27 protein-coding genes are annotated in these 25881 nt (G+C 70.2%); 14 read left to right on the top strand and 13 right to left on the bottom strand.

Going from position 1 to position 25881, the window contains the following annotated elements; translation table 11 throughout:
• Positions 1–12 precede the first annotated feature (12 nt).
• Positions 13–708 carry a DedA family protein gene (locus tag QNI14_RS09610; protein WP_283716377.1) on the bottom strand — a complete coding sequence of 232 codons (696 nt, stop codon included), beginning with the start codon at positions 706–708 and terminating at the stop codon, positions 13–15.
• A 160-nt stretch (positions 709–868) separates the two neighbouring features.
• Here QNI14_RS09610 and aspS point away from each other — a divergent pair, with 160 nt between their 5' ends.
• From aspS to QNI14_RS09580, 6 genes are all read left to right on the top strand, one after another.
• On the top strand, positions 869–2209 hold the full coding sequence (gene aspS / locus QNI14_RS09605) for an aspartate--tRNA(Asn) ligase (RefSeq protein ID WP_283716376.1): 1341 nt from the start codon (positions 869–871) through the stop codon (positions 2207–2209).
• A 71-nt stretch (positions 2210–2280) separates the two neighbouring features.
• On the top strand, positions 2281–3459 hold the full coding sequence (locus QNI14_RS09600) for a mechanosensitive ion channel family protein (protein ID WP_283716375.1): 1179 nt from the start codon (positions 2281–2283) through the stop codon (positions 3457–3459).
• Between the two features lie 131 nt (positions 3460–3590).
• The gene (locus QNI14_RS09595) at positions 3591–4724 is read left to right on the top strand and encodes an ABC transporter substrate-binding protein (RefSeq protein ID WP_283716374.1); all 1134 of its coding nucleotides are present in this window, start codon (positions 3591–3593) and stop codon (positions 4722–4724) included.
• Between the two features lie 8 nt (positions 4725–4732).
• Complete coding sequence (locus tag QNI14_RS09590) at positions 4733–5662, top strand: ABC transporter permease (RefSeq protein ID WP_283716373.1); 930 nt, start codon at positions 4733–4735, stop codon at positions 5660–5662.
• Positions 5650–6456, top strand: a complete 807-nt coding sequence (locus tag QNI14_RS09585; protein ID WP_430539266.1) for an ABC transporter permease — start codon at positions 5650–5652, stop codon at positions 6454–6456. The genes QNI14_RS09590 and QNI14_RS09585 overlap by 13 nt, the downstream gene beginning before the upstream one ends.
• Entirely contained in the window at positions 6453–7571 is a 1119-nt protein-coding gene (locus QNI14_RS09580; protein WP_283716371.1) for an ABC transporter ATP-binding protein, read from the top strand. Before QNI14_RS09585 ends, QNI14_RS09580 begins: the two co-directional genes overlap by 4 nt.
• 7 nt (positions 7572–7578) lie before the next feature.
• Here the strand turns inward: QNI14_RS09580 and QNI14_RS09575 are convergent, their stop codons facing one another.
• From QNI14_RS09575 to QNI14_RS09555, 5 genes are all read right to left on the bottom strand, one after another.
• Entirely contained in the window at positions 7579–7878 is a 300-nt protein-coding gene (locus QNI14_RS09575) for a Dabb family protein (protein WP_283716370.1), read from the bottom strand.
• A gap of 16 nt (positions 7879–7894) precedes the next feature.
• On the bottom strand, positions 7895–8143 hold the full coding sequence (locus tag QNI14_RS09570; RefSeq protein ID WP_283716369.1) for a glutaredoxin family protein: 249 nt from the start codon (positions 8141–8143) through the stop codon (positions 7895–7897).
• A 114-nt stretch (positions 8144–8257) separates the two neighbouring features.
• The gene (locus tag QNI14_RS09565) at positions 8258–8356 is read right to left on the bottom strand and encodes a 30S ribosomal protein bS22 (protein WP_003792170.1); all 99 of its coding nucleotides are present in this window, start codon (positions 8354–8356) and stop codon (positions 8258–8260) included.
• Positions 8357–8437: 81 nt separating this feature from the next.
• Positions 8438–8629 (bottom strand): helix-turn-helix domain-containing protein, encoded by a 192-nt coding sequence (locus QNI14_RS09560; protein WP_283716368.1) that lies wholly within the window; start codon positions 8627–8629, stop codon positions 8438–8440.
• A gap of 121 nt (positions 8630–8750) precedes the next feature.
• A complete protein-coding gene (locus QNI14_RS09555; protein WP_283716367.1) occupies positions 8751–9158 on the bottom strand; it encodes an ArsR/SmtB family transcription factor in 408 nt (135 codons plus the stop codon).
• Between the two features lie 68 nt (positions 9159–9226).
• Between QNI14_RS09555 and QNI14_RS09550 the strand changes: the two genes are divergently transcribed.
• Positions 9227–10669, top strand: a complete 1443-nt coding sequence (locus QNI14_RS09550) for a TrkH family potassium uptake protein (RefSeq protein WP_283716366.1) — start codon at positions 9227–9229, stop codon at positions 10667–10669.
• Positions 10662–11333, top strand: a complete 672-nt coding sequence (locus tag QNI14_RS09545) for a potassium channel family protein (RefSeq protein ID WP_283716365.1) — start codon at positions 10662–10664, stop codon at positions 11331–11333. The genes QNI14_RS09550 and QNI14_RS09545 overlap by 8 nt, the downstream gene beginning before the upstream one ends.
• A 9-nt stretch (positions 11334–11342) precedes the next feature.
• On the opposite strand, the gene proC is transcribed toward QNI14_RS09545, so the two are convergent.
• A complete protein-coding gene (proC, locus tag QNI14_RS09540) occupies positions 11343–12179 on the bottom strand; it encodes a pyrroline-5-carboxylate reductase (protein ID WP_283716364.1) in 837 nt (278 codons plus the stop codon).
• Between the two features lie 103 nt (positions 12180–12282).
• Here proC and QNI14_RS09535 point away from each other — a divergent pair, with 103 nt between their 5' ends.
• A complete protein-coding gene (locus tag QNI14_RS09535) occupies positions 12283–13395 on the top strand; it encodes an alpha/beta fold hydrolase (RefSeq protein WP_283716363.1) in 1113 nt (370 codons plus the stop codon).
• A gap of 9 nt (positions 13396–13404) precedes the next feature.
• On the opposite strand, the gene tadA is transcribed toward QNI14_RS09535, so the two are convergent.
• On the bottom strand, positions 13405–13878 hold the full coding sequence (gene tadA, locus QNI14_RS09530; protein WP_283716362.1) for a tRNA adenosine(34) deaminase TadA: 474 nt from the start codon (positions 13876–13878) through the stop codon (positions 13405–13407).
• 31 nt (positions 13879–13909) lie between these two features.
• Here tadA and upp point away from each other — a divergent pair, with 31 nt between their 5' ends.
• Positions 13910–14542, top strand: a complete 633-nt coding sequence (gene upp, locus QNI14_RS09525; RefSeq protein ID WP_283716361.1) for a uracil phosphoribosyltransferase — start codon at positions 13910–13912, stop codon at positions 14540–14542.
• Positions 14543–14769: 227 nt separating this feature from the next.
• Here the strand turns inward: upp and QNI14_RS09520 are convergent, their stop codons facing one another.
• On the bottom strand, positions 14770–18258 hold the full coding sequence (locus tag QNI14_RS09520) for a TM0106 family RecB-like putative nuclease (RefSeq protein ID WP_283716360.1): 3489 nt from the start codon (positions 18256–18258) through the stop codon (positions 14770–14772).
• A 71-nt stretch (positions 18259–18329) separates the two neighbouring features.
• Here QNI14_RS09520 and QNI14_RS09515 point away from each other — a divergent pair, with 71 nt between their 5' ends.
• Positions 18330–20399 carry an NAD(+) synthase gene (locus tag QNI14_RS09515; RefSeq protein ID WP_283716359.1) on the top strand — a complete coding sequence of 690 codons (2070 nt, stop codon included), beginning with the start codon at positions 18330–18332 and terminating at the stop codon, positions 20397–20399.
• Between the two features lie 7 nt (positions 20400–20406).
• On the opposite strand, the gene QNI14_RS09510 is transcribed toward QNI14_RS09515, so the two are convergent.
• Positions 20407–20985, bottom strand: a complete 579-nt coding sequence (locus QNI14_RS09510) for a hypothetical protein (RefSeq protein WP_283716358.1) — start codon at positions 20983–20985, stop codon at positions 20407–20409.
• A 158-nt stretch (positions 20986–21143) separates the two neighbouring features.
• Here QNI14_RS09510 and QNI14_RS09505 point away from each other — a divergent pair, with 158 nt between their 5' ends.
• Positions 21144–21701: a phosphorylase family protein gene (locus tag QNI14_RS09505; RefSeq protein ID WP_283716357.1), complete on the top strand. Its 558-nt coding sequence runs from the start codon at positions 21144–21146 to the stop codon at positions 21699–21701.
• Between the two features lie 22 nt (positions 21702–21723).
• Here QNI14_RS09505 and QNI14_RS09500 read toward each other — a convergent pair whose 3' ends face one another.
• The 3 genes from QNI14_RS09500 to QNI14_RS09490 all read right to left on the bottom strand — a co-directional run bounded on the left by QNI14_RS09500 (position 21724) and on the right by QNI14_RS09490 (position 23616).
• Positions 21724–21903, bottom strand: coding sequence for a hypothetical protein (locus tag QNI14_RS09500; RefSeq protein ID WP_283716356.1), 180 nt, complete (start codon positions 21901–21903; stop codon positions 21724–21726).
• A gap of 68 nt (positions 21904–21971) precedes the next feature.
• Positions 21972–22400 carry a hypothetical protein gene (locus QNI14_RS09495; protein WP_283716355.1) on the bottom strand — a complete coding sequence of 143 codons (429 nt, stop codon included), beginning with the start codon at positions 22398–22400 and terminating at the stop codon, positions 21972–21974.
• Between the two features lie 46 nt (positions 22401–22446).
• A complete protein-coding gene (locus QNI14_RS09490; RefSeq protein WP_283716354.1) occupies positions 22447–23616 on the bottom strand; it encodes a phosphotransferase in 1170 nt (389 codons plus the stop codon).
• Between the two features lie 90 nt (positions 23617–23706).
• Between QNI14_RS09490 and QNI14_RS09485 the strand changes: the two genes are divergently transcribed.
• Both QNI14_RS09485 and QNI14_RS09480 read left to right on the top strand, forming a co-directional pair.
• Positions 23707–25203: a sensor histidine kinase gene (locus tag QNI14_RS09485; RefSeq protein WP_283716353.1), complete on the top strand. Its 1497-nt coding sequence runs from the start codon at positions 23707–23709 to the stop codon at positions 25201–25203.
• A gap of 1 nt (position 25204) precedes the next feature.
• Complete coding sequence (locus QNI14_RS09480; protein WP_283716352.1) at positions 25205–25864, top strand: response regulator transcription factor; 660 nt, start codon at positions 25205–25207, stop codon at positions 25862–25864.
• Positions 25865–25881 lie beyond the last annotated feature (17 nt).

The raw sequence follows: 25881 nt of genomic DNA, 5'->3' as shown, positions 1-25881 counted from the left end.
ACGTGGGGTGGGCTATGCGGAGCCTGAACCCTCGGACGCCTGATCCGTGCCCCGATCGGCCAGGATCGCGCGCACGCGGACGATCACGAACCAGGCGACGGCGAGCACGACGGCGACGATGACGATCGTCTGGAAGATCTCGGCGTACTGCTCCACGATGTGCCAGTTCTCGCCGAGGAAGAATCCCGCGAGCACGAAGATCGAGTTCCAGATGAGACTTCCCGCGGTCGTCAGCAGGCCGAACTTCCACCAGTGCATCTTCGCGACGCCGGCGGGGATCGAGATGAGGCTGCGGAACAGCGGCACCATTCGGCCGAAGAACACGGCGGCGGCACCGTGCCGCTCGAACCAGGCGACCGACTGTTCGACGTCCTCGCCCTTCACGAGCGGGAGCTTGTCGGCGATACGCGCGAGACGTTCGGCGCCGAGCCAGCGGCCGAGTCCATAAAGGATGTACGCGCCGAACACCGAGCCGAACGTCGTCCAGGCGATGGCCTCGAAGAGCGTGAACGAGCCGCGGCTGGCCGCGAGGCCCGCCATCGGGAGCACGACCTCGCTGGGGATCGGGGGGAAGAGGTTGTCGAGCCCGACCGCGATCGCCGCGCCCGGCGGGCCGATGAGCTCCATCAGCGACACCACCCAGTCGGCGAGGGTCGACAGCCAGGACCCCTGGTCCGAGGTGGATGCTGCGTGGATCAGTGCGGTCATCGGGTGCCTTCTGCGCTCGGTGATCGGATGCCCGCTTCCCCTGCGACGGGCGCCCCCTGTGCGTCCACCCTAGGCGGCGCGGTCCGCATCAGCCTGGGGGCCAGCCGTACATGCGGCATCCGGATCGCCGGTTCCGGCGCCCCGCGTAGACTCTCTCCTCGTGAGTGAACGCGTCCTCGTCCAGCAATTGCAGTCCCGCGCAGACGGCCCCGTCTCGGTCTCCGGATGGGTCGAGACCGTCCGCGATCAGAAGAAGGTGCAGTTCGTCATCCTGCGCGATGAGACCGGCGCCGTGCAGCTGGTGAACCCCGCCACCCGGCCGGCCGAGGACGGCTCCGAACAGGATGCCGCCGCCCTCGCCCTCACGTCGCTGATCTCCGAGCTCAGCACCGGCACCTTCCTGACGGTGACCGGCGAGCTCAAGCACGACGAGCGCGTCAAGCTCGGCGGTGTCGAAATCAAGATCGGCGCCCTCGACGTGGCCGCCGCAGCGCTCCCCGAGACGCCGATCGCGTCCGACTCGGGGCTCGACAAGCGCATGGACTGGCGCTTCCTCGACCTCCGTCAGCGCCGCAACAACCTCATCTTCCGCGTGCAGACGACGCTCGAGCACGCCATGCGCACGTACTGGATCGAGCGCGACTACATCGAGATCCACTCCCCCAAGCTCATGGCGTCGGCCTCGGAGTCGGCGGCAGAGCTCTTCGAGGTGCCGTACTTCGAGGACAAGACCGCCTACCTCGCGCAGAGCCCCCAGTTCTTCAAGCAGATGGCGCAGTCGGCAGGATTCGGCAAGATCTTCGAGATCGGCGACGTCTTCCGCGCCGACCCGTCGTTCACGTCGCGTCACGCGACCGAGTTCACCTCGATCGACGCCGAGATCAGCTGGATCGACTCCCACGAGGATGTCGCCGCGATGCAGGAGGAACTCCTCCAGTTCGCGTTCCAGGCTGTGAAGGACAAGCACGGCGCAGAGATCGCCGAGCTGTTCGGCGTCGAGGTGCAGGTGCCGGCCACGCCGTTCCCGCGCATCCCGCTCGCCGAAGCCCGCGACATCGTCGCGGCCCGCGGCTACGAGATCCCCCGCACCGACGGCGACCTCGACCCCGAGGGCGAGCGCCAGATCTCGGCGCACGTCGCCGAGACGTTCGGGCACCAGTTCGTCTTCATCACCGACTACCACCCCGAGATCCGCGCGTTCTACCACATGCGCGACGAGGAGACCGGGCTGACCAAGTCGTACGACCTGCTGTTCAACGGTGTCGAGATCACGACGGGCGCGCAGCGCGAGCACCGCGTCGACGTGCTCATCGAGCAGGCGAAGGAGAAGGGGCTCGACCCCGAGCACCTCGACTTCTACCTCGACTTCTTCCGCTACGGCGCCCCGCCGCACGGCGGCTTCGGCATGGGCCTCGCGCGCGTGCTCATGCTGCTGCTCGGCGAGTCGTCGATCCGCGAGGTGACCTACCTCTTCCGCGGCCCGACACGGCTCGCCCCGTAACGCAAGGCTTTGCAGACGGAAACACGCATTCCGTAACGTGGCTCCCTCCGAACCGGAGGGAGCCACGTCGTATGTGGGAGAACTGGCTGGGCTACGGCATCGCCGTCGCGATCGCACTCGTCGTCGTGGTGGTGGTCGCGGGCGTCGTCTCGATCGCGGTGCGGGTGACTGCGAAGCGCCGAGCGTGGGCCGGTGTGCTGATGCGGCACGCGCGGCACGCGTTCCGGGCCATCCTGCTCGTCGCGGGGCTCTGGGCCGCCACGCAATCGGCGTACCCTGTCCCCGACCACCTGCCGACGCTGGTGCACGTCTTCTCGATCCTCGCAATCGGTGCGAGCGCCTGGCTGCTGGCATCCCTTGTCATGGTCGCCACCGACATCGCGCTCGGCCGGTACCGGATCGATGTGCCCGACAACCGCGTCGCCCGACGCATCCGCACGCAGATGCTCATCGTGCGTCGACTCGCGATCGTCCTGATCGTCGTCATCGCGCTCGGCGCCGCACTCATGACGTTCGACGCCGTCCGCGCCATCGGTGCGAGCGTCCTCGCTTCGGCCGGCATCGCCTCGGTCGTTGCCGGCCTCGCAGCGCAGTCCGTGCTCGCGAACGTGTTCGCGGGGCTCCAGCTGGTCTTCAGCGACGCGCTCCGCGTCGACGACGTCATCGTCGCCGAAGGTGAGTGGGGCAAAGTCGGCGAGATCACCCTCAGCTACGTCGTCCTCGACCTGTGGGACGATCGCCGACTCGTGCTCCCCTGCACGTACTTCACGACGACGCCGTTCCAGAACTGGACGCGACAAGGATCAGAGCTGCTCGGTGCCGTCGAGTTCGACCTCGACTGGCGGGTCTCTCCCGCCGCGATGCGAGTGCACCTCGCCGAGGTCCTCGCGCAGACCGACCTCTACGACGGCCGCGCGTCGGTCTTGCAGGTCACCGAGGCGACCGGCGGGTACGTCCGCGTCCGCATCCTCGTCACCGCGAAGGACGCGCCGACCCTCTTCGACCTGCGATGCCTCGTCCGCGAGGCGATGGTGCTGTGGGTGCAGCAGACGATGCCCGCCGCACTCCCGGTACAGCGCGTCCTGCTGACCGATCCCGAGCCGACGAGCACACACGACACGGATGCCGCACCCGCGAGCGACGGACTGTTCACCGGCAGCATCGAAGCCGAGCAGCGAGCAAGCACGTTCACCGGCACGATCGAGACGGTCAGGAGCGTCGACGCCGCCGAGCCGACGCCGGAGCGCTGAGCACCGGGCCGGTCAACAGCACGTCACCCGCCGTTCACCGATGCGGCCCAGACGGGTCACCCGGCGCCAATAGTTTCCCCTCGTCCCCCGCGCGATGCATCGCATCGTGCGGACCACCCGAGAGGATCCCGATGTCCCGTATTCTGTCGCGCCGCGCGTCCGCCGCCGTCGCACTGTCCACCATCGCCGCGCTGTCGCTCGCGGCCTGCGCCGGCACCCCCGGCGAGAACGCCTCCGCCGAAGACTCGGCCGCCGCGACCGCCACGAGCCTGGCCGACATCGGCACGTTCGAGGAGCTCGAGGAGCTCGCGAAGGCCGAGGGCCAGCTCAACGTCATCGCGCTCCCGCGCGACTGGGCCAACTACGGCGAGATCATCGACCTCTTCAAGAGCCGCTACCCCGAGATCACGGTCAACGAGCAGTCCCCCGACGTCTCGAGCGCCGAGGAGATCACCGCGGCCGAGACGAACAAGGGCCTCGACACCGCGCCCGACGTCTTCGACCTCGGTCTGACCGTCGCGCTGCAGAGCACCGAGCATTTCGCGCCGTACCAGGTGGAGAACTGGGACGACATCCCCGACGCCCTCAAGGAGCCCACCGGCCTGTTCGTCGGTGACTACGGCGGGTACATGTCGGTCGGCTACGACTCGGCCAAGTTCGACGCTCCGGCTGAGCTCGCCGACCTGCTCGACGACCAGTTCCGCGGCTCGGTGGCCGTGAACGGCGACCCGACCCAGGCCGGCGCCGCGTTCGCCGCGGTCGGCCTCGCGGCGGTCCAGTCGGGCGGCACGCTCGACGACTTCCAGCCCGGCATCGACTTCTTCTCGGAGCTCAACGCCGCCGGCAACATGCTGAAGCTCGACGTGACGAGCGCGACCGTCGCCAGCGGCGAGACCCCCGTCGTCTTCGACTGGGACTACCTGAACGCGACCCACAAGGAGAGCGTGCCCACCTGGGAGACCGTCGTCTTCGACGGCGTCGGATACGCCGGCTACTACAACCAGGCCATCAACGTCGACGCACCGAACCCGGCCGCTGCACGTCTGTGGCAGGAGTTCCTCTTCAGCGACGAGGTGCAGAACCTGTGGCTCGCCGGCGGCGCCCGCCCGGTGCGCATGGAGGCCATGATCGAGGCCGGCACGATCGACGCCGAGCTCGCCGCAGCCCTCCCCGAGGCGCCCGCCGAGACGGTCGTCCCGACCGAGGCGCAGTCCACCGGTGCCGGTGAGCTGCTCGGCGCGAACTGGGCTGCCGCAGTTCAGTGACACAGCTCGTGACCACGGGGGCCCCGGAAACGGGCGCCCCCACCCTCGCGGCGTCGGAGCCCACCGCTCCGGCGCCGCGAGGCGCGCGCCGCCGGCTCGACCTCTCGTGGGTCGGGCTGGCGCCCTTCGCCGTGTACCTGGGCCTGTTCCTGGTCCTCCCCACCGTGCTGGCGCTCGCGACGGGCCTCGTCGACGGCGACGGCGCCCTCACCGGCGAGAACCTCGCCGCCCTCGTCGACCCCGTCGTGCTCACGACGTTCTGGAACTCCACCTGGGTCTCGCTGCTCACCGCGGCGATCGGCGCGCTCGTCGGCGCACTGGTCTGCTACGCGATGCTGGGCCTTCCCGAGACCGGCTTCGTCCGCACGACGGTGGATGCCGCGTCGGGCGTGCTCGCCCAGTTCGGTGGCGTCATGCTCGCCTTCGTGCTCATCGCGACGATCGGCACGCAGGGTGTCGTCACCGGCATCCTCGACGATGTCTTCGGGCTCGACATCTTCGCCAACGGGGCGTGGATCTACGCCCTCCCGGGACTCATCCCGGCGTACGTCATCTTCCAGGTGCCCCTCATGGTCATCACGTTCATGCCGGCGCTCGCAGCGCTGAAGCCGCAGTGGGTCGAGGCCCACCTCACCCTCGGCGGCACGCGCGGCGGATTCTGGCCGCACATCGGCTTCCCGGTGCTCGCCCCCTCGTTCCTCGCGAGCTTCTTGCTGCTGTTCGCGAACGCGTTCTCGTCCTACGCGACGGCCGCGGCGCTCGCCAGCCAGGGTTCGCAGATCGTGCCGCTGCAGATCCGTACCTCGCTCACGAGCGAGACGGTCCTCGGCCGCGAGAACCTCGCCGGTGCGCTCGCGCTCGGCATGATCGTCGTCGTCGCCGTCGTGATGGGCCTGTACGCGCTCATCCAGAAGCGCACCGCGAGGTGGCAGTCGTGAGCGGCCTGCTCGCCCCCTCGCGCACGGCGCGGTGGACGATCGGCGTCACCGTCGGTCTCGTGTTCGCGGTGCCGTTCGCGGCGACCGTCCTCTTCACGGTGGCCTCTCCCGAGGGCTTCACACTCGACCGGTGGGCGGCGCTGTTCGACCCGGCCCTCTCGGCGCGCTACGCGCCGGTATGGACGGGCCTCGTGAACTCGCTCATCCTCGCGCTGGTGACCGTGGCGATCGTGCTCTTCCTGTTCGCGCCGACGATGGTGCTCGTGTCGCTGAAGTTCCCGCGCATGCGGCGGGCGTTCGAGTTTCTCGCGCTGCTGCCGATCACGATCCCCGCGATCGTCCTGGTGGTCGGTCTCGCGCCGATCTACCTGCAGATCGGCCGCACGGTCGGCACCGGTGCGTGGACGCTCGCCTTCGCGTACGGGGTGCTCGTGCTCCCGTTCGCGTACCGGTCCATCCAGGCCTCGATCGATGCGATCGACCTCCGCACTCTGACCGAGGCCGCGCGCACGCTCGGGTCGGGCTGGGGCACGGTGCTCCTGCGCGTCGTCGCGCCGAATCTGCGGCAGGGGCTGCTCGCGGCATCCCTCATCTCGGTCGCCGTCGTCCTCGGCGAGTTCACGATCGCGTCGCTCCTCAACCGGCCCGTCCTCCAGACCGGTCTCGTCATCATCAACAAGCAGGACGCCTGGGCATCCGCCATCTTCACCCTGCTCGCGCTCGCATTCGCGTTCGCACTGCTGCTCGTCATCGGCCGCGCGGGACGCGTCGGCGCCGGAAGGAAGAACTCATGACGCTCGACACCGCCACCGGCTCCTCGCAGACCCTGCGCCCGCTGCCGCGGACCTCCGACAATCAGCTCCTCGCCGGTGCCGGCGAGGGGACGCGCGTCGAACTGCGCGGCATCGTGAAGGACTACGGGTCGACCCGTGTGCTGCACGGCGTCGACCTCGACATCGCGCCGGGCGAGTTCGTGTCGCTGCTCGGCCCGTCCGGCTGCGGCAAAACGACCGCCCTCCGGGTGATCTCGGGGCTCGAGCGCGCCACGTCCGGCGCGGTCGCGTTCGGTGATGTCGACGTCTCGCGCACGCCGACCAACAAGCGCGACATCGGCATGGTGTTCCAGGCGTACTCGCTGTTCCCCCACCTGCGGGTGATCGAGAACGTCGCGTTCGGTCTACGCCGTCGCCGAGTGGATGCCGCCACCGCGCGCCGCCGCGCCGGCGAGGCGCTCGACCTCGTCGGCCTCGGCCACGTCGCGGACCGGTTCCCGCATCAGCTCTCGGGTGGGCAGCAGCAGCGCGTCGCGCTCGCGCGCGCGCTCGTCACCGAGCCGCGGGTGCTGCTCCTGGACGAGCCGCTCTCGGCGCTGGACGCGAAGGTGCGCGTGCAGCTGCGCGACGAGATCCGCCGCATCCAGCTCCGTCTCGGGACGACCACGGTGTTCGTGACCCACGACCAGGAAGAGGCCCTCGCCGTCTCCGATCGGATCGCCGTCATGGACTCGGGGCGGATCGAGCAGATCGGTACGCCCGAGGACCTCTACCTGCGTCCGGAGTCCCCGCGCGTGGCTGCGTTCGTCGGTCTCTCGAGCACGGTCCCCGGCGTCGCCGACGGCGAGTCGGTCTCGGTGTGGGGCACGTCGCTCCCGGTGCAGGGTGCCGGCGCGTCCGGCCCGGTCGAGGTGCTCGTGCGGCCCGAGAACGTGCGCCTCGCCGCCCTGGGCGAGGGTGTCGCCGCGATCGTCGAGGAGAGCACGTTCCTCGGGAGCCTCCGTCGCACGCTGGTGCGCACCGAGGACGGCATCCTCGTCCGCGTGCAGCACGCTGCGGACGAGCGCCTCGAGTACGGCGAGCGGGTGCGGATCGCGATCGCACCGGTTCCCGTCGCCGTGCGAGCCTCACTCTGAGGCGGGGTCAGACCTCGAAGTCGACCGCCGCGCGCGACGCGACAACGCTCCGCACGTAGGCGGCGACGTCCTGGTGCGCAGGGTGCACCTGGTACGCCTCGAGGGCTTCGATGTCGTCGAAGTCCGCCACGAGCGCGACGTCGGCATTCGTGTCGGGGTACGCGACGTTCACGCCGACGCTCAGCGAGCGCAGCGAGGGAACGACGCCCTCGAGCGACGCGAGCCGACGCGCGACCTCTGCTGCGTGCTCGGCGCGCTCCGCGGCATCCTGAGCGGCCATCTTCCAGCTCACGACATGACGGATCATGCGGTCGTCCCTTCGGTCAGCGGTTTGTCAGCGCACTACGCAGTCGGTCTGCGGAGACGCGCCAGTGAGAGTGCAGGTCGCCATCGATGAGGACGACCGGGATCTTCTCCCACCACTGCGCGTGCAGCGCGGCATCCTCGGCGATCGACAGCTCTTCGACGGTCACGTCGCCCTCGGGGAGCTCAGCGACAACCGTGTCGACGATCTCACGTGCGACGTCGCACAGATGACAGCCCGGCTTGGAGATGAGGGTCACTGCGTGCACAGGTCCATTGTCCCCCGCGCGAGCGTGGCCTCGGCGCGAACCTCGCCGACGCAACACGAAGCGCCCCGACGATCAGCGTGAGCCGATCGGGGGCGCTTGGTGTTGCGGTGCCGCTTACTTCTTGTTGCGGCGCTGGTGGCGAGTCTTGCGAAGCAGCTTGCGGTGCTTCTTCTTCGCCATGCGCTTGCGGCGCTTCTTGATGACTGAACCCACGGGAAACCTCACTAGATCGGGGTCTGGACGCGCGGTGTTCGCGTCCGGGAACGGCAAGACGGAAAAATGCCTCGGATCAGTCTAGCCGACGTCGGCGATAGGCCGTTGCAGGGCTTCGGTGACCGCCGTCTCGGGCACCCGATAGCTGCGTCCGAAGCGGACGGCGGGGAGTTCGCCGGAGTGCACGAGTCGATAGACCGTCATCTTCGACACGCGCATCACCTCTGCCACCTCCGCGACGGTGAGAAAGCGCACATCCGAGATGCCCGACATCTGTGTCCCCTAACTGCGTCCCCTATGAAAATTCCCGCTGAAGAATCACCCAACAGTAGTGGGCGCGAGGGGCGCGTGTAAACCGGTGTGACTCGTGTGACTGCAGAGACCGTTCTGCGGATCAGCGGCCGGGGAGCTTGCTGAAGACGCTCGTCACGGCATGCTTGGCGGATGCCGCGGCGCGACCCACGACCTCGGCGGCATGCGCCGCGGGCTCGGGGAGCGTGACGGGCGCGTACCCGACGACGTCGTCGCTCGACGTGAGGAAGGGGAACAGCCAGTCATCGACCTCGTCGAGCGGCGCAGGCGACAGGCTGTAGTAGCGGTGCTGCCCCTCCTCACGGACGGAGACGAGGGATGCCTCGCGGAGCACCTTCAGGTGCTTCGAGACCGTCGGCTGGCTCACGCCGAGCGTCGACACGATCTGCGAGACGCTCGTCCCGTCGCCACCCGCCTCCGCGCGCTCGCGCAGCAGCTGCAGGATGTCCCGACGGGTACCGTCGGCGATCACGTCGAAGATGTCCGCCATGACGGTAGGTTAGCCCGCGCGGACGCCGGAGTACCATGACAACGGTCCGAACGAGGAAGGGGCGCCAGATGACGGGCACGACCGTCGCCGCGCGCGCCCCGCGGCAGGGGCCCGCCTGGTACCGCCGACTGTTCATCGCGATGAAGGATCTGGCCACCGCGTCCCCGTCCCGGTTCGCGGTCCTCATCTTCTCGGCGCTCATCCTCGTGTTCACCGCGCTCTTCTCGTTGCCGATCGCCTCCGCGACGGGGCAGGTGACCCCGCTCGCCGACGCGCTGTTCACCGCGGTGTCCACGATCTGCGTGACAGGACTCGCCACGGTCGACATGGCGACGCACTGGTCACCGTTCGGGCATGTGCTCGTCTACCTCGGCGTGAACATCGGTGCGATGGGCGTCCTGACCCTCGCGTCGATCCTCGGACTCGTCATCTCGAAGCGTCTGGGGTTGCGCGCGAAACTGCTCGCGGCCGGAGACAGCAACCCGATGCGCGCCCACGGCGGTCCGGTCAACGAGGGACAGACGGTCAGATTGGGCGAGGTCGGCCAGATGCTGTCGACCGTCGCACTCTCTACCCTCGTGATCGAAGCGGCGCTCGCGATCCTCATCTACCCGACCATGCTCGCGAGCAGCATCGATCCACTCACCGCGCTGTGGGAGGCGCCGTACTACTCGGCGATGGCGTTCACGAACACCGGATTCACCCCGAACGCCGAAGGGCTCGTCCCGTTCGAGCAGAACTACCTCTTCCTCACGTTCCTCATGACGGGTGTCTTCCTGGGCTCGATCGGATTCCCGGTGATCTTCGCCCTCGCGCGGCATCGCTGGCATCTGCGGCGCTGGACGTTGCACGCCAAACTCACGATCATCACGACCACCGTTCTCTTCGTGCTCGGCGCCGCGGCGTTCCTCACCCTCGAATACGACAACCCGAAGACCTTCGGGTCGATGGACGCGTGGGATACGACCTTCCAGGCGTTCTTCCTCTCGGCGATGACCCGCTCCGGCGGGTTCGCGGTCGTCGACATCAGCTCGCTCGGCGGAGCGTCGCTCGTCGTCGGGTCGATGCTGATGTTCGTCGGCGGCGGGTCGGCCTCGACCGCCGGCGGCATCAAGGTCACGACCCTCGCGGTCCTCGCCCTCGCCGTGTGGTCCGAGGCGAAGGGCCGTCCGAGTGTGTCCGCCTTCGGTCGCCGCATCCCCAGCGACGTCCAGCGCGTCGCGCTCTCGGTCGTCGCGTGGGGTGCCACCATCGTCGCCCTCTCCACGATCGTCATCACGCGGATGACCGGCGCTCCGGTCGAAGACGTGCTGTTCGACGTCATCTCGGGGTTCGCGACCGTGGGCCTGTCGACCGGGCTGACGGCCGAGCTCCCCGACCCCGCCGTCTACGTGATGGCCGCCACGATGTTCATGGGGCGCGTTGGTACAGTGACTCTCGCCGCGGCCGTGGCCGCGACGAACCGTTCGCAGCTCTACTCGCTGCCTGTCGAAAGGCCGATCGTTGGTTGAGCAGCTGCGCAGCGACGCCCCCGTGCTCGTCATCGGCCTCGGACGCTTCGGCGCCGCGTGCGCCGGAGAGCTCGACCGCCTCGACCGCGACGTGCTCGCGATCGACGGCAACCTCGACCTCGTCCAGAAGTGGTCCGAGCGCGTCACCCACGCGGTGCAGGCCGATGCGCGCAATCTCGACGCGCTGAAGCAGATCGGCGCTCAGGACTTCCAGGTCGCCGTCGTCGCGGTCGGCTCGTCGATCGAGGCATCCGTCCTCATCACCGCCAACCTCGTCGACCTCAAAGTCCCGCAGATCTGGGCGAAGGCGGTCTCGCAGTCGCACGGCAAGATCCTGTCGCGCGTCGGCGCCAACCACGTCATCTACCCCGAGCGCGAGGCCGGCGAGCGCGTCGCACACCTCGTCAGCGGCCGCATGCTCGATTTCATCCGCTTCGACGACGACTTCGTGCTCGCCAAGATGTACCCGCCGAAGTTCATCCGCGGCGTCGGCCTCAACGAGTCGGGCGTCCGCACGAAGTACAACGTGACGGTCGTCGGCGTGAAGAGCCCTGGCAAGCCGTTCCGCTACGCCGAGGCGAACACGGTGGTCACCAACCACGACCTCATCATCGTGTCGGGCACGAACTCCGACATCGAGCGGTTCGCTTCGCTCGACCGCTGAGCTCGAGCCTCAGGCGCCGGCCGCGAGCTCGCGGGCACGCGCCAGCGCGGCATCCGTCGCCTGCGAGAACAAGCCGTCGAGGTTCGCCGTCTGCAGCACGCCGATCGCGCGCTCGGTCGTGCCCTTCGGGCTCGTGACGCGGCGGCGGAGTTCGGCGGGATCCTCACCGGATGCCGCGAGCAGCGCGGCCGCGCCGATGAAGGTCTGTTCGGCCATCAGCCGCGCCGACGCCTCGTCGAACCCCTTGCCGCGGGCGGCCTCGGTGAGCGCCTCGACGAGCAGGAACACGTAGGCGGGGCCCGAGCCCGAGATGGTCGACAGCGCGTCGATCTTGTCTTCGGACACCTCGAGGACCGCACCGCAGGTCTCGAAGACACGGCGGACGAGCGCGAGGTGCTCCGGCGTGACCGTCGATCCACCCGCGATGCCGGTGACGGCCTTGCCGACGACGGCGGGGGTGTTCGGCATGGAGCGCACCACGGGGATCGCGTCCCCGACGATCGACTCGAAGGTCGCGATCGTGACGCCCGCGGCGAGGCTCACGACGATCGTGCCCGGGCGCAGCGCACCCTCGATTTCGCGGAGCAGGTCGGGGACCATCGCCGGCTTCACGCCGATGAGGACGACATCGGCCGCTGCAGCGGCATCCACGTTCGCCGACGGAGTCTCGGCGAGGGCGAGGCTCGTGACCGCGGGGAGGCCTGCGAGCTCGGCGGCCTTCTCGACGGAGCGGTTCGTCACGATGACCGAGCTCGCGTCGCCGGAGCGCGCGATGCCCTGCGCGATCGCACCTCCCATGGAACCTGCTCCGAGGATTGCGACGGTCGGGAGGGGGTGGTGCGTCATGCTTCCATCCTGGCATCGGCGCGCCCGGACGGGCACGTCTGGGCGCCGCGAACGCATCGGGAATGACTGGGAAGCGCTGAGGTGGCGGGCCTATCATCGGGGCATGACCCTCCTCGACGGCATCACGTCCCGCACCATCGACACGGACCGGCTGAGCGTGGGGATCCTCGAACGTGCCGGCGACAGCCCCGAGTGCGCCGACGAATCGACGATCGTCCTCGTCCACGGGAACGTCGCGTCGAGCCTGTTCTGGCAGGAGCTCATGCAGGATCTACCCGCCGAGCTGCGCGTCATCGCGATCGACCTCCGCGGCTTCGGCGCGACCGAGCACATGCCCGTCGACGCGACTCGCGGGGTGCGCGACTTCAGCGACGACCTTCACGCGACGCTCTCTGAACTCGGCGTCGAGTCGCCCCACCTCGTGGGCTGGAGCCTCGGTGGTGCCGTCATCATGCAGTACGCGCTCGAGCACCCGGTGCGCTCGCTGACGCTGCAGGCGCCGGCGTCGCCGTACGGCTTCGGCGGGACCCGCCGCGACGGCACCCGACTGACCGACGACGACGCGGGTTGCGGCGCCGGTGGCACCAACCCCGACTTCGTCGAGCGGCTCAATCGACGCGACGCGAGCGACGAGGCACCCACGTCGCCGCGGAACATCTTCCGCGCCGGTTTCGTCGCTCCCGGGTACACGACCGACCACGAGGACATCTGGGTCGAGTCGATGCTCACGACCTCGACCGCGACCGGCAACTTCCCGGGCGACGCGACGACGAGCCCGAACTGGCCGGGCTTCGCGCCCGGTCGCATCGGCGTCGGCAACACCCTCGCGCCGAAGTACTTCGACGTGTCGTCGATCGTCGACCTCAACGAGAAGCCGCCGATCCTATGGGTGCACGGCGATGCCGACGCCGTCGTATCGGATGCCTCGTTCTCGGACGTCAACCACCTCGGCGCGCTCGGCATCATCCCCGACTGGCCCGGTGACGAGGTCGCTCCTGCGCAGCCGATGGTGTCGCAGACCCGCGACGTACTGCAGGCCTACGCGAACGCCGGCGGGTACGTCAGCGAACTCGCGCTCGAGGGCGTCGGTCACGCGCCGCACCTGGAGCGCCCGATCGAGGTGCGCCGCGCGATCCTCGAGCTGATCGGCTACATCGGCAAGCCGCAGCATCCGGCCCCGCCCACCGAGGCGATCATCCTCAGCTCGTCGGACTGACGCGGGCAGTCAAGGACGCCGGCGCGCGTCGAAGAACGCGCGCAGCTGCGCGGCAGCCTCGTCGGCGCGCAGGCCGCCGACGACCTCGGCGCGGTGCGGCAGTCGGCGGTCGCGCAGCAGGTCGTGCATCGATCCGGCGGCCCCCGCCTTCTCGTCCCAAGCGCCGAACACGACGCGTCCGATGCGCGCCTGCAGGATCGCGCCGGCGCACATGACGCACGGCTCGAGGGTCACGACGAGCGTGCAGTGCTCGAGGTTCCACGACCCGATGGCGGATGCCGCGGCGCGCAGTGCGATGACCTCGGCGTGGGCGAGGGGGTCGGCATCCCGTTCGCGCAGGTTCCGACCCTCACCGAGTATCGTGCCGTCGAGTGCCGTCACGACCGCGCCGACCGGAACGTCGTCGTGGCGTGCGGCCCCTGCGGCGAGCTCGAGCGCGCGGAGCATGGCCGCGTCGTCGGTGGCTCGGACGGGCAGACTCACGCGCTCAGCGTAGCCCCGGTAGCCTGGGGTCATGCGTGTGCACGTCGCCGATCACCCCCTCATCACCCACAAGCTGACGGTGCTGCGTGATCAGCGCACACCGTCGCCGATGTTCCGCCAGCTGACCGAGGAGCTCATGACCCTCCTCGCGTACGAGGCGACCCGGAACGTCCGCGTCGAGGAGGTCGAGATCACGACCCCCGTCACGACCACGAAGGGCGTGAAGATCAGCGAGCCGCGGCCGCTCGTCGTGCCGATCCTGCGCGCCGGTCTCGGCATGCTCGAGGGCATGACGAAGCTGCTCCCCACCGCCGAGGTCGGCTTCCTCGGCATGGCGCGCAACGAGGAGACCCTCGAGCCCTACACCTACGCCGAGCGCCTCCCGGAGGACCTCAGCGATCGCCAGTGCTTCGTGCTCGACCCGATGCTCGCGACCGGCGGCTCGCTGGGCGCTGCGATCGACTTCCTCTTCGCACGCGGCGCGCAGGACGTCACCGCGGTCTGCATCCTCGCCGCCCCCGAGGGTCTCGCGACGATCGAGCAGCAGCTCGGCGACCGCGACGTCACCCTCGTGCTGGGCTCGCTCGACGAGCGCCTCAACGAGAAGGGCTACATCGTGCCCGGTCTCGGCGACGCCGGCGACCGCCTCTACGGCACCGTCTGACCCGTACCCGGCACCTGCTGCTGCCCGGCGGGCCCGCCGTGGCATCCGTTCGGCGAGGCATCCGCTCGCCGAGGTATCCGTTCGGCGAGGCATCCGCTCGGCGCACGAATGCAATGGATCCGTGCCGACTCGCCGACCAACGGATGCCGCGACCCGGCGCGCCGCACCGGATCCATTGCATCCGCGCAACGCGCAAGCGCGCGAGGCCCAGCCCCGCGCCGCGCGAGTCAGGCTGCACCGACGAGGCGCGCGAACGCGCTGAGGCGCGCGACACCCTCCGGCGTCCGCGGCAGGTCGTCGAGCAGGCCGGTGCTGTAGACGACGTACGCGGTGTGCATCGCGCGGCTCACTGCCACGTTGATGCGGTTCTGCAGCAGCAGGAACTCCAGCCCGCGGGGCGCATCGCGGCCCGATGACGCCGCGAGCGACACGATGACGACCGCGGCCTCCTGCCCCTGGAATCGGTCGACCGTGCCGACCGGCACGTCGCCGAAACCGGCGGCGACCAGCGCCTCCTCGACGAGCACCTGCTGCGCGTTGTACGGCGTGACCACGATGATGTCGCGGCCTTCGAGCGGCCGCGCACCGGTGCCGTCGTCCCACGCCCGGCCGCGCAGCCCTCGGACGAGCTCGACGACGCGCTCCGCTTCTTCGGGCGACTGCGTCGCGTTGCGCGTGTGCACCATCGGCACGGTCACGACACCGGATGCCACGCCGTCGAGCGTCCGCGTCGACGTGCCGGGGTGCGCCGCGAGGCGCCCCGCGTACGACAGTTCCGACACCGGACCCGCGATCTCGGGGCGCATCCGGCGGGTCTGCGCGAGGAAGTAGCCGCGCTCGGGAGGGATCACCGACGCGCCGTCCATGACCCAGCCGAGCGCTGAGGTGTCGACCGGCTCGGGGTGGGTGCCCTGGCTCACCTGGGGCAGTTGCTGCGGGTCGCCGAGGAGCAGCACGCGCGTCGCGGCCATCGACACCGCGATCGTCGAGGCGAGCGAGAACTGCCCGGCCTCGTCGATGACGAGCAGGTCGAGGCTGCGACGGCCGATCCGGCCGGCGTGAGTGAGGTCCCATGCCGTCCCGCCGACGACGAAGCCGCCCTGCTGCTCGGCGATGTACGGGGCCATGCCGTTCTTCGCGATGACGGTGAACGACTCGTCGCCGGTCGCCGGGCCCTTCGGGGCCTTCGCGACCTGGGCCTTCGGCACACCGGCAGCCACGATCCGGTCGAGCATGTGCTCGACGACGTTGTGGGACTGCGCCACGACGCCGACGCGGAAGCCGCGCTCGCGCACGAGCCGCGCGACCACATGCGAGCCGACGTAGGTCTTGCCCGTGCCGGGAGGGCCCTGCACCGACAATGCGCTGTCTTGCAATGCCACGAGCGCGGCGGCGATGTCGGCGATGTCGTCGGCGGTGCGCGGCAGCCCCGCACCGCCGGCGAGACGCGGCGACCGACGCAGCAGCAGGTCGCTCGCCGGGTCGGCCGGCAGTTCACCGCCCGCCGCGAGCACGGCGTCGGCCCACTCGTCGATCGCGGCCTGCTGACTGCCGGCGCGCGGCGGCGCCTGCGGCGTGAGCGCGACGGGCAACTCCTGCCAGGCGAACCCCTGGTACGCGGTCTCTTCGATGACGACGCCGTCGTCGAGGACATCGGCGACCGTGATGCTGCGCGCGGCGTGGATCCAACGCGGGCTCGTCTCGATCGGGAACGGCGCAGGCACTTCGTACACGGCGTACGGGTTCTGCCCCTCGACGAGCCGCGTGCCGGGGGCGAGATCCCCGCGCAGCTCGATCACGCGGCGCTGTGCGCGGCCACCCTCGGGCAGGTGCCAGTCGGTGACGACACGGCAGCGGTCGCGATCGACCACCACGACGTCGCGGGTGTCCTCCCAGACCGACACCGGCTCCCGCAGCCGCAAGAAGTGCGTCGCCCAGAAGGTCTTCGCCTCCCGCGGGTAGTAGTCGATGGCCGCTGCGCCCAGTCGCAGCGCCTCGGCGGCGGTGTCGTCGCTCGCGTCTGCCGCGAGCCGCGACAGGGCCTCCGCCCGGTGCGACGGCTCGTACACGACCTCGCCGGCGTCGGGCTCTCGCGACGGCACGAGTTTCGCCTCGCGCGCGCGGTCGACGAGCCAGTCCCGTAGCCGCCGCGTCGAGACGCAGTCGTATCGGTTGTAGTCGGCGAGGTCGTCGAAGATCGCCTGCGCGGATGCCGCGTCCCCGGCATCCTGCAGGGTGCGTGCCTCGACGTACCGCACGATCGAGTCGTCGCCGCGCTGCACGTCGCTCGTGCGCACCTCGGCGCCCATGTAGAGCGGCTCGAGCTTCTTGATCGAATACGACCGCGACCCGACCCGGAGCGCGCGACGCACGATCGGGTACAGGTCGACGAAAACGCCCTCGGCGAGCAGCCGGTCGACGGCAGCCTCGCCGACGCCGTGGCGCGCCGCCATCGCGAGCAGGTGCGACGGCTCGTAGGGCGCGTAGTGGTAGATGTGCATGTCGGGGTGCGCTTGGCGTCGCAACGCGACGATGTCGAGGAACTGCAGGAGCGCCGCCTTCTCGTCGGCGAAGGAGTGCGCCCACAACGCCGAGTACTGCTCGTCGAGATCGACCCAGCCGAACAGGTAGTCGATGCCCCAGTGGGTGACCCCGTTCGCGCCTGCACCCTCGGTGTAGAGCGGGTCGCCCTCGAAGTCGAAGAACAGGTCGCCGCGCGACGGCCGCGGCAGCGCGCCGAGCGCCTTCGGGAAGACCACCTCGAACGTCGGCACTGCGACCGGGACGCCGGATGCCACCGGCGCGACCCCACCCGCGGGGCTCTCGAGCTGCAACCGGGCCTGGGTGCGAAGCCCGGCGAAGGTGTCCCACGACATGCGCGGCGGCGCCTCGCGCGCGGCTGCAAGGTCGTCGATGGTGACGACGCCGGCGGCTCGGAGGCGGTCGCGCTGCACCGGCCGCATGCCCGCGACGAGGAGGAGGTCGCGCTGCGCGATGACCTCGAGGTCGCAGGTGGCGCAGCGACCGCACGCGACGATGCGGAGGTCGCCGCGCTCGTCGCCCCACGCGAGCGGTGCGCCGGCGCCACCGGCTGCCACGTCGCGGTCGGCGATGAGCGCGCGGAGTCGACCACGTCGCAGCCCGAACACCGGCAGCAGATCGCGCACGGCGTGCTCCGAGACGGAGCCGTCGCCGAGCAGCAGCTGCACCCGGTCGGAGCGGGACACGCCGAGGCGGTCGAGCTGGTCGGCGTAGGCGGCAAGCTGCATGAGTGCGGTGACGCGGGCGTGCCGCGCGAGCTTCGTGTCCTGCACGATCCAGCTGCCGTCGTCGTCACGCACCAGGAAGTCCGCGAACCCGACGAACTCGTCGGTGGCGAACGCGGCCTGGAACACCACGGCGGCGTCCGGGTCGGCGAGCGCTGCGATCGTCGCCGCGACGGCGTCGGCGAGCGCCGCGGCATCCGACGACCGGGTCTCCGGGATCTCGATCACGCGCCCCGGGAACTGCGCGTGGTAGTCGGCGAGCACCCGCAGCTCGTGCTGGGTGCCGAGTCGCCCGGCGCGCGCGAGCGTGAGGTCTTCGGGGTCGTCGACGGCCGGCACGCGGCCGAGCTTCGCGTCGATGGCACGGAGCCACGCGAACTCGCACTCGGCCGCAGCCTTGAGGTCGCTCGCGCTCCAGACGATCCGGCCGTCGTCTTCGATGTATCGCATGTCACCCTTCCGCTTCCGACCCTAACCGCGGGCACCGACACTCCCCCGGCCGCACCTGACAGACTGGTGCCGTGAGCGAGCAGCTTCCCTTCGAGAACCCGTACCGGCACGGGTATGCGCGCGTCGCCGCCTGCACGATCCCGGTTGCGATCGCCGACCCGCAGCGGAACGCCGACGCCGTGCTCGCGGCGGCCGCCGAGTGCGCCGCCGCGGGCGTCGCCGTCGCCGTGTTCCCCGAGCTCTGCCTCACCGGCTACGCGATCGACGACCTCGTCATGCAGGACGCGGTGCTGGATGCCACCCTCGCCGCGCTCGAGCGCATCGTGGCGGCCTCCGCCGACCTGACCCCGATGCTCGTCGTCGGCGCACCGCTGCGGGCCGGGAACCGGCTCTACAACTGCGCCGTGGTGATCCACCGCGGCGAGGTGCTCGGTGTCACACCGAAGTCGTACCTCCCGACGTACCGGGAGTTCTACGAGTCCCGGTGGTATGCGAGGGGCATCGATGACAACCCCGCGCCGATGGTGCTCTTCGGCGCCGAAGTGCCATTCGGCCCGAACCTGCTCTTCCGCGCCACCGATGTGCCGGGCCTCGTGATCCACGCGGAGATCTGCGAGGACATGTGGGTGCCGGTGCCGCCGTCGTCGCACGCGGCGCTGCACGGCGCGACCGTCCTGCTGAACCTCTCGGGCAGCCCCATCACGATTGCGCGCGCCGACGACCGGCGTTCGCTCGTGCAGTCGCAGTCGCTCCGATGCCTCGCGGCGTACGTGTACGCGGCCGCGGGCCAGGGCGAGTCCACGAACGACGTCTCGTGGGACGGCCAGACGATGATCTACGAGGGCGGCACGCTCATCGCCGAGACCGAACGTTTCCCCGAGGGGCCGCGCATCGCGATCGCCGACGTCGACCTCGACCGGCTGCGGCAGGACCGTCTGCGGCAGGGCACCTTCGAGGACACCCGCCGCGACGTGAGTACGTGGCCCCAGGTCGTCGACTTCACGCTGTCGCCCGCGGCATCCGTCACCGGCCTCCGTCGCCCGCTCGACCGCTTCCCGTTCGTCCCCGACGACGCGGCGCGGCTCGACCAGGACTGCTACGAAGCGTTCAGCATCCAGGTGTCGGGGCTCGAGCAGCGCCTCCGTGCGATCGGCCAGCCGAAGCCGGTCATCGGTGTCTCCGGCGGCCTGGATTCAACCCATGCACTGCTCGTCGTCGCGCGGGCGATGGACCGCATGGGGCGTCCGCGCAGCGACATCCTCGCGTACACGATGCCCGGATTCGCGACGAGCGATCACACGAAGTCGAACGCGATCGCCCTCGCCGAGGCGATCGGCGCGACGATCGAGACGATCGACATCCGCCCGATGGCGACCGAGCTCCTGAAGGGCATCGGCCACCCCGCTGCCGACGGCGAGCCCGTCTACGACGTGACGTTCGAGAACGTGCAGGCCGGCGCCCGCACCGACTTCCTCTTCCGCCTCGCGAACCGCGAGAACGGCATCGTCATCGGCACCTCCGACCTGTCGGAGCTCTCGCTCGGCTGGGCCACCTACGGCGTCGGCGACCACATGAGCCACTACGCCGTGAACGTCGGCGTGCCGAAGACGCTCATCCAGCACCTCATCCGCTGGGTCATCGCACACAGCGATGACGACGGCACGACGCTCACCGATGCGGCGAAGGCGGTGCTGCAGTCGGTGCTCGACACCGAGATCAGCCCCGAGCTCGTCCCGCCGGGGGCGGACGGCAAGGTGCAGTCGACTGAGGACTCGATCGGCCCGTACGCCCTGCACGACTTCTCGCTGTTCCACGTGCTGCGGTACGGGTTCCGGCCGTCGAAGATCGTCTTCCTCGCCGAGCAGGCGTGGGCCGACGCGGACGCCGGGGCGTGGCCCGCCGGGTTCCCCGCCGACGAGCGCTACGCGTACGACCGCGACACGATCGTGCGCTGGCTTCGCGTGTTCCTGCGCCGCTACTTCGGGTTCGCGCAGTTCAAGCGCAGCGCCATCCCGAACGGCCCGAAGGTGACCGCCGCGGGCTCGCTGTCGCCCCGCGGCGACTGGCGCGCACCGTCCGACGGCAACCCCGCGGTCTGGCTCGCCGAGCTGGATGCCGCCGTCGGACCCTCCCGCGACTGATCGCCGCTCAGGCGAGGGTGTGCGCGATGGTGATGACGAACGCGTCTCGCGAGACGTCGGCGATCGCGTAGCGCGCCGTCCGGTCGGGGATCCACCCCGCCGTGCGACCGGTGTCGAGTCGCACGTGCTGCGCGGCGACGCGGGTGCCGCGCCCGTCCGCCTCGAGCACCGCCTGGGCACGGGTCCAGTGGTCCACCAGGTCGGGGACGTTCGATTCGTCGAAGAGGTGGCTGTGCCGCCGCATGACGGCCAGGTCGGCGGCATCCGGATGCAGGTCGCGAAGATCGACGCCGACCCGGATGCCGGGCTCGCATACGACCACGACCGTCGCAGCACGGAAGCTCGCGGTCGCGATCGTCAGCGGCAGGTCGACGCCGGCGCGCGTCGCGATGAGGCGACGGTGGTAGCCGAACCCGCGCGGTGCCTCACGGTCGACGCGCACCTCTTTGGGGTCGCACCCGAGCCGCTCCACGACGAGCTCCTTCGCGAGGAGTCGTCGGCGATCGTGCACCGATGTCGCGGGGTCCCACCCGAGCTTCGCCGTGATCCCTGCCGGCGCCTCCAGCGCCACCGATGTGAACGTCATCCGTCCTCGCCTCCTCCGCCGGGCGTCGCCCAGTGCACCTCCAGTCTGCCGCTTGGCGGTGCCACCGGACGCGCGAGCCGACGCGATCGGTCGACGGAAGCCGCTGTGCGCAGTGCTTCGCGTCGGCTCGGCGTACCGATGCGAGGGACAATGGTGGGGTGAAGCTCCTCGTCGCCGCGCTCGACTCCGAACTGTCCGCGTTCCCCGAGACCCTCCCCGGGTTCGAACGCCTCGTCACCGGCCCCGGCAAACTGCAGGCGACGTACGCCCTCACCCGGGCGCTCGACCGCGCAGAGTACGACGAGGTGCTCGTCGTCGGCACCGCCGGCGCGGTCGACGCGGCGACGGTCGGCGTCCACGACGTCACGACTGCCCTGCAGCACGATGTCTCGGACGTCGACGGCATCGCCGGACAGCACGTCTCGCTGCCGCCGCTGGTCACTATCGCGGGGCGCGAGGGCGTGACGATCGCGACGGGCGACCACTTCGTCGACGACGCTGCGACCGTCGAGGCGATCCGCGAGCTCGGCGGATTGCTCGTCGACATGGAGACCTACGCCTACATCTGGGTGGCGCAGCAGTACGGGGTGCCGATCCGCGTGCTCAAGGCCGTCTCCGACAACGCGCAGGACGACGCGATCACCGACTGGCGAGCGGCCGTCGCCGCCTGCAGCGTGCTGCTGCGGGAGCGGGTCGGCGAGCTCTACGGCGTCTGACGCCGCTCAGGCGTGACGCCGGTCAGGCGTCGCGGCGCGTGAAGAACCAGCGCAGCACGCCGAACACGATCAGTGCCACGATCACGACGAGGATGAGCTTCGCGATGAAGAAGATCGTCGACAGCACGATGTTCACGACGAACCACGCGATGACGATCGCGGCGATGACCCCGAGGATCGTCCACAGCATGCTCTTGTTCATGCGTCCAGCCTAGACAGCACGACGCCCCCGGTCCGAAGACCGAGGGCGTCGTGGCTGGAACGGGTTCGTCAGTTCGAGCCGGCGGATGCCACCGAAGCGGGGCTCGCAGCCGAGACCGGGCTGGCGGGGGACGCAGCCGAGACCGGCGAGGCGACCGAGACCGGCGACGCAGCCGACACCGGCGACGCGGCCGACACCGGCGATGCCGGCGTGGCGGGCGACGCGGGCGATGCCGGCGTGGCGGGCGAGACGGCGCTGGCGACCGGCGTCGGCGAGGGCGCCGAGACGACCGTGACGGCCGAACCGGTGACGCTGAGCTGGATGGTGGGGCGCTCGAGCAGCCCGCCGTTCTTGCCGGTGAGTCCGCCACCGGGGATCGTCGTGCCGTCGGCGGTGCGCAGGTCCATGGCCGCGGCGGCGGCGCCGGCGCCACCGGCGAGGATGCCGATCCCGACGATTCCGGTCACGCCGTAAGCGACCCACTTCTTGTTCTTCATGATGTCTCCTCCGTGTGGGAATCGCGATCGGATGACCGCGCTGCATTCAGTGTGCTCGGCGGCCGTAAGTCGTCTCGAAGGCGTCGATGAGAGGGGTCTTAGGTTCGTCAGCGGCATCGACGAGCGTGCGCGCGACGGCGAGCAGCCCCACGGCACGACCGGTCGCTCCGAGCTGCGTCGCGGCCAGCGCGTGGCCCAGGAGATGCACGGCCGACAGCGCGCCGGCGCGGGGTGCCCGCCCCCACCGCTCCCATGCGGCATCCGCCAAGGCCCACACGTGATCGGCATCGCGCAGGTCGGCGGTGAGGGTCGCGCTCGTGATGATGTGCCCGAGGAAGGCGGCGAGATCGTCGACGGGAGCGCCGCGCCCTGCGGTGTCGACGTCGATGAGGCCGCTGATGCGCCCGGTGCCCGGGTCGAGGAAGAGCTGCCCGAGGTGCAGGTCGCCGTGGATGACCGCGCGCGCGGCATCCGGTGCATCGTCACCGATCGACGCGGCGAGCGCCGTGATCTCGTCGGCGTGGGCGGGGAGTGCGCGGACGAGCCGCTCCGTGTACCAATCGCGACGCGACAACAACGAAGTACGCGCGCGCCCGGGGAGTGCTGCGACCGCGAGACGGCCGCGCAGCTCGTCGATCTCGTCGAGGAGGGCGAGCGGATGCCACGCGGTGTCGGTCGCAGCCACACCCTCGGCACGGTCGAGGACCAGCAGACCGTCGGGTGACCACCCGCGGACCGCCGGGACTGGGAGCCCTGCGGCGCGGAGCGCGGCGTGCACCTCGACGATCCGCTCGACTCGGGAGGGCCGGACGACTTTCACCCAGGCGTCGACGCCCGCGGCACCGGCGAGCCGGAGGACGGCGCGGCGACCGGGGCGGTAGGCGACCATCTGCGGCGATCCGGTCGCCGCGATGCCGATCCGGGCGAGCAGCGCCTGCGCAGCATGACCGAACGCGGCCGGTGCGAGCGCTGGAAGATGAGGATCGGCGGGGTGCATCCAGACGCGGGCGACCCCCTCGAGTGCCAGTCCGGTCTCCGCGGCGACGTCGATCAGCGAGGTGTCCACGTACGCGATGACCTCGGACTCGGCGGGGATCCGGTAGCCGGCCACGACACCGCGCCCGAGCGGCTCGCGGCTGATCACCGTCAGCGCGGCGGGATCGAGCTCGAGCGCATCGCCGAGGAGATCGGCTTCGGCATCGAGGACGTCGGACACATTCCGATCCCACCATGTCCGTGGCAAGAGTGGTGTGAGACCTCTCTTAGACTTCGACGGCTCCTTCTCCCGACTCGCAATACTGAAGACATGGACGAGACCGCTCGCCGCCGTCGGCGCTTCGCCGTGTCGGTGCGCACCCGCATCGTGACGGCGATCACGCTCGTCGCCGCCCTCGGGCTGGCATCGGTGGGTGTCACCGTGTTCTTCGTCGAGCGCGGCAACATCCTGCGCAACATCGACGACCGCCTGCACGACAACCTCGATTCCGCCCGCTTCATCGTCGAGAACGGCGAGGACGGCGGCGGCACATGGGACGCGGCAGACGCGGCCCTCTATGAGGTCGTCCAGCGGATGAGCCCCGACGACAACACCGGTGCGCTCGGCGTCATCGGCGGGCGGGCGGTGATGAAGCCCGGCATCCGACTGGACCTGGACCTGACGTCAGCGCCCGGATTCGCCGCGCACGCAGCCGGCGCCGTCGCGGGCAGCGACCCGGTGATCGGTTCGTACATAGAAGAAGACGTCGCGTGGCGCTACCTCGCCGCGCCGATTGCCGTCGAGGGCGCGACCGCTGCGGAGGAGACGGTGTTCGTCCTCGCCTATGACATCGACGCGGAGCTCGCGGAACTCAGCGATGCCGGCACCGCCTACCTGTGGGCGGCCGGCGGGGCGCTGCTCGTCGTGACCGCCGTCGCCTTCATCGTGTCGACCCGACTGCTGCGCCCGCTGCGCCGGATGCGCGAGACGGCCGAACGGGTGTCGGGGCAGTCGCTCAGCGAACGGCTCCCCATCGACGGCCGAGACGACGTGGCCGATCTCGCCGAGACCATCAACGCGATGCTCGACCGCCTCGACGCGGCACTCGACTCGCAGCGGCAGCTGCTGAGCGATGTCGGGCACGAGCTGAAGACACCGATCACGATCGTCCGCGGCAACCTCGAGGTCATGGATCCGATGGATCCTGCGGATGCTGCGACCTCACGCGACCTCGCCGTCGACGAACTCGATCGCATGGCGGGCCTCGTGCAGGACCTCGCGAGCGCGGCATCCCTCCACGGACCGGCGCCGGTCACCAAGATGCCGGTGGACGCCGGTGACCTGATGCAGCAGGTCGTGCGGAAGGCGTCGTCGATCGCGGGTGCGACGGTCGTCGCGGGGAACATCGCCGACGTCGTGATCGAGGCAGACGCCGATCGACTCACGCAGGCGCTGCTGCAGCTCGCGCAGAATGCGGTGACGCACGGGGGCGGCGACATCGTGATGGGCAGCCGCATCGTGCCGGGTGCCGTCGAGTTCTGGGTGCGCGACCACGGTGCCGGAGTACCCGACGAGGCGAAACGGCTCGTGTTCGAGCGGTTCCACCGCGGCGAGGAGAACGGCGGCAGCGGCCTCGGCCTCAACATCGTGCAGGTCATCGCGCGCGCCCACGGTGGCAGCGTGCGGGTGGCGGACGCTGCCGGCGGCGGTGCGGTGTTCCTCATCGCGATCCCGCACGCCGCTGCGGAGCCCGACCCGATCGACATCCTTTCCCCCGTGGTGGCACCGGCGCCGCCGCTCCCCCCGCTGGTCCGAGAGGATGCATGACGTGGCTTCCGTGTTGATCGCCGAGGACGAGGCCCGCATCTCGGGTTTCGTCGAGAAAGGGTTGCGCGCCGCCGGATTCGCGACCCGCATCGCCCCGACCGGGACGATGGCGCTGCACCTGGCGCAGACCGACGAGTTCGACCTGCTGATCCTGGATGTGAACCTGCCCGAGATGGACGGGTTCGAGGTGCTGGAGCAGCTGCGCGGCAGCGGCTCGCGGATGCCCGTCATCATGCTCACCGCACGCGTCGACGTGAAGGACACCGTCGCGGGGCTCGAGGGCGGCGCGGACGACTACCTCGGCAAGCCGTTCCGGTTCGACGAGCTGCTTGCCCGCATCCGGCTACGGATGCGGAAGGACGACGACACCGGCGCGACCCCGGCGCTCACCCACCGCGACCTGCTGCTCGACATCCGCACACGCGAAGCGCGCGTCGGGGAACGTCGGGTGGAGTTGTCGGCTCGGGAGTTCGCCCTCGCCGAGGAGTTCGTGCGCAACCCGGGTCAGGTGCTCAGCCGCGAGCAGCTGCTGAGCCGCGTGTGGGGCTACGACTTCGATCCCGGCTCGAACGTCGCCGACGTGTATGTCGGGTATCTGCGCCAGAAGCTCGGACAGGACCGCATCGAGACGGTGCGCGGGGTCGGGTACCGTCTGACCTGATCGGTCTGCGCGGCGCT

This window comes from Microbacterium dauci (genome assembly GCF_030065535.1).
GTDB classification, from domain to species: domain Bacteria; phylum Actinomycetota; class Actinomycetes; order Actinomycetales; family Microbacteriaceae; genus Microbacterium; species Microbacterium dauci.
This window is presented reverse-complemented; position numbering and strand designations above follow the sequence as displayed.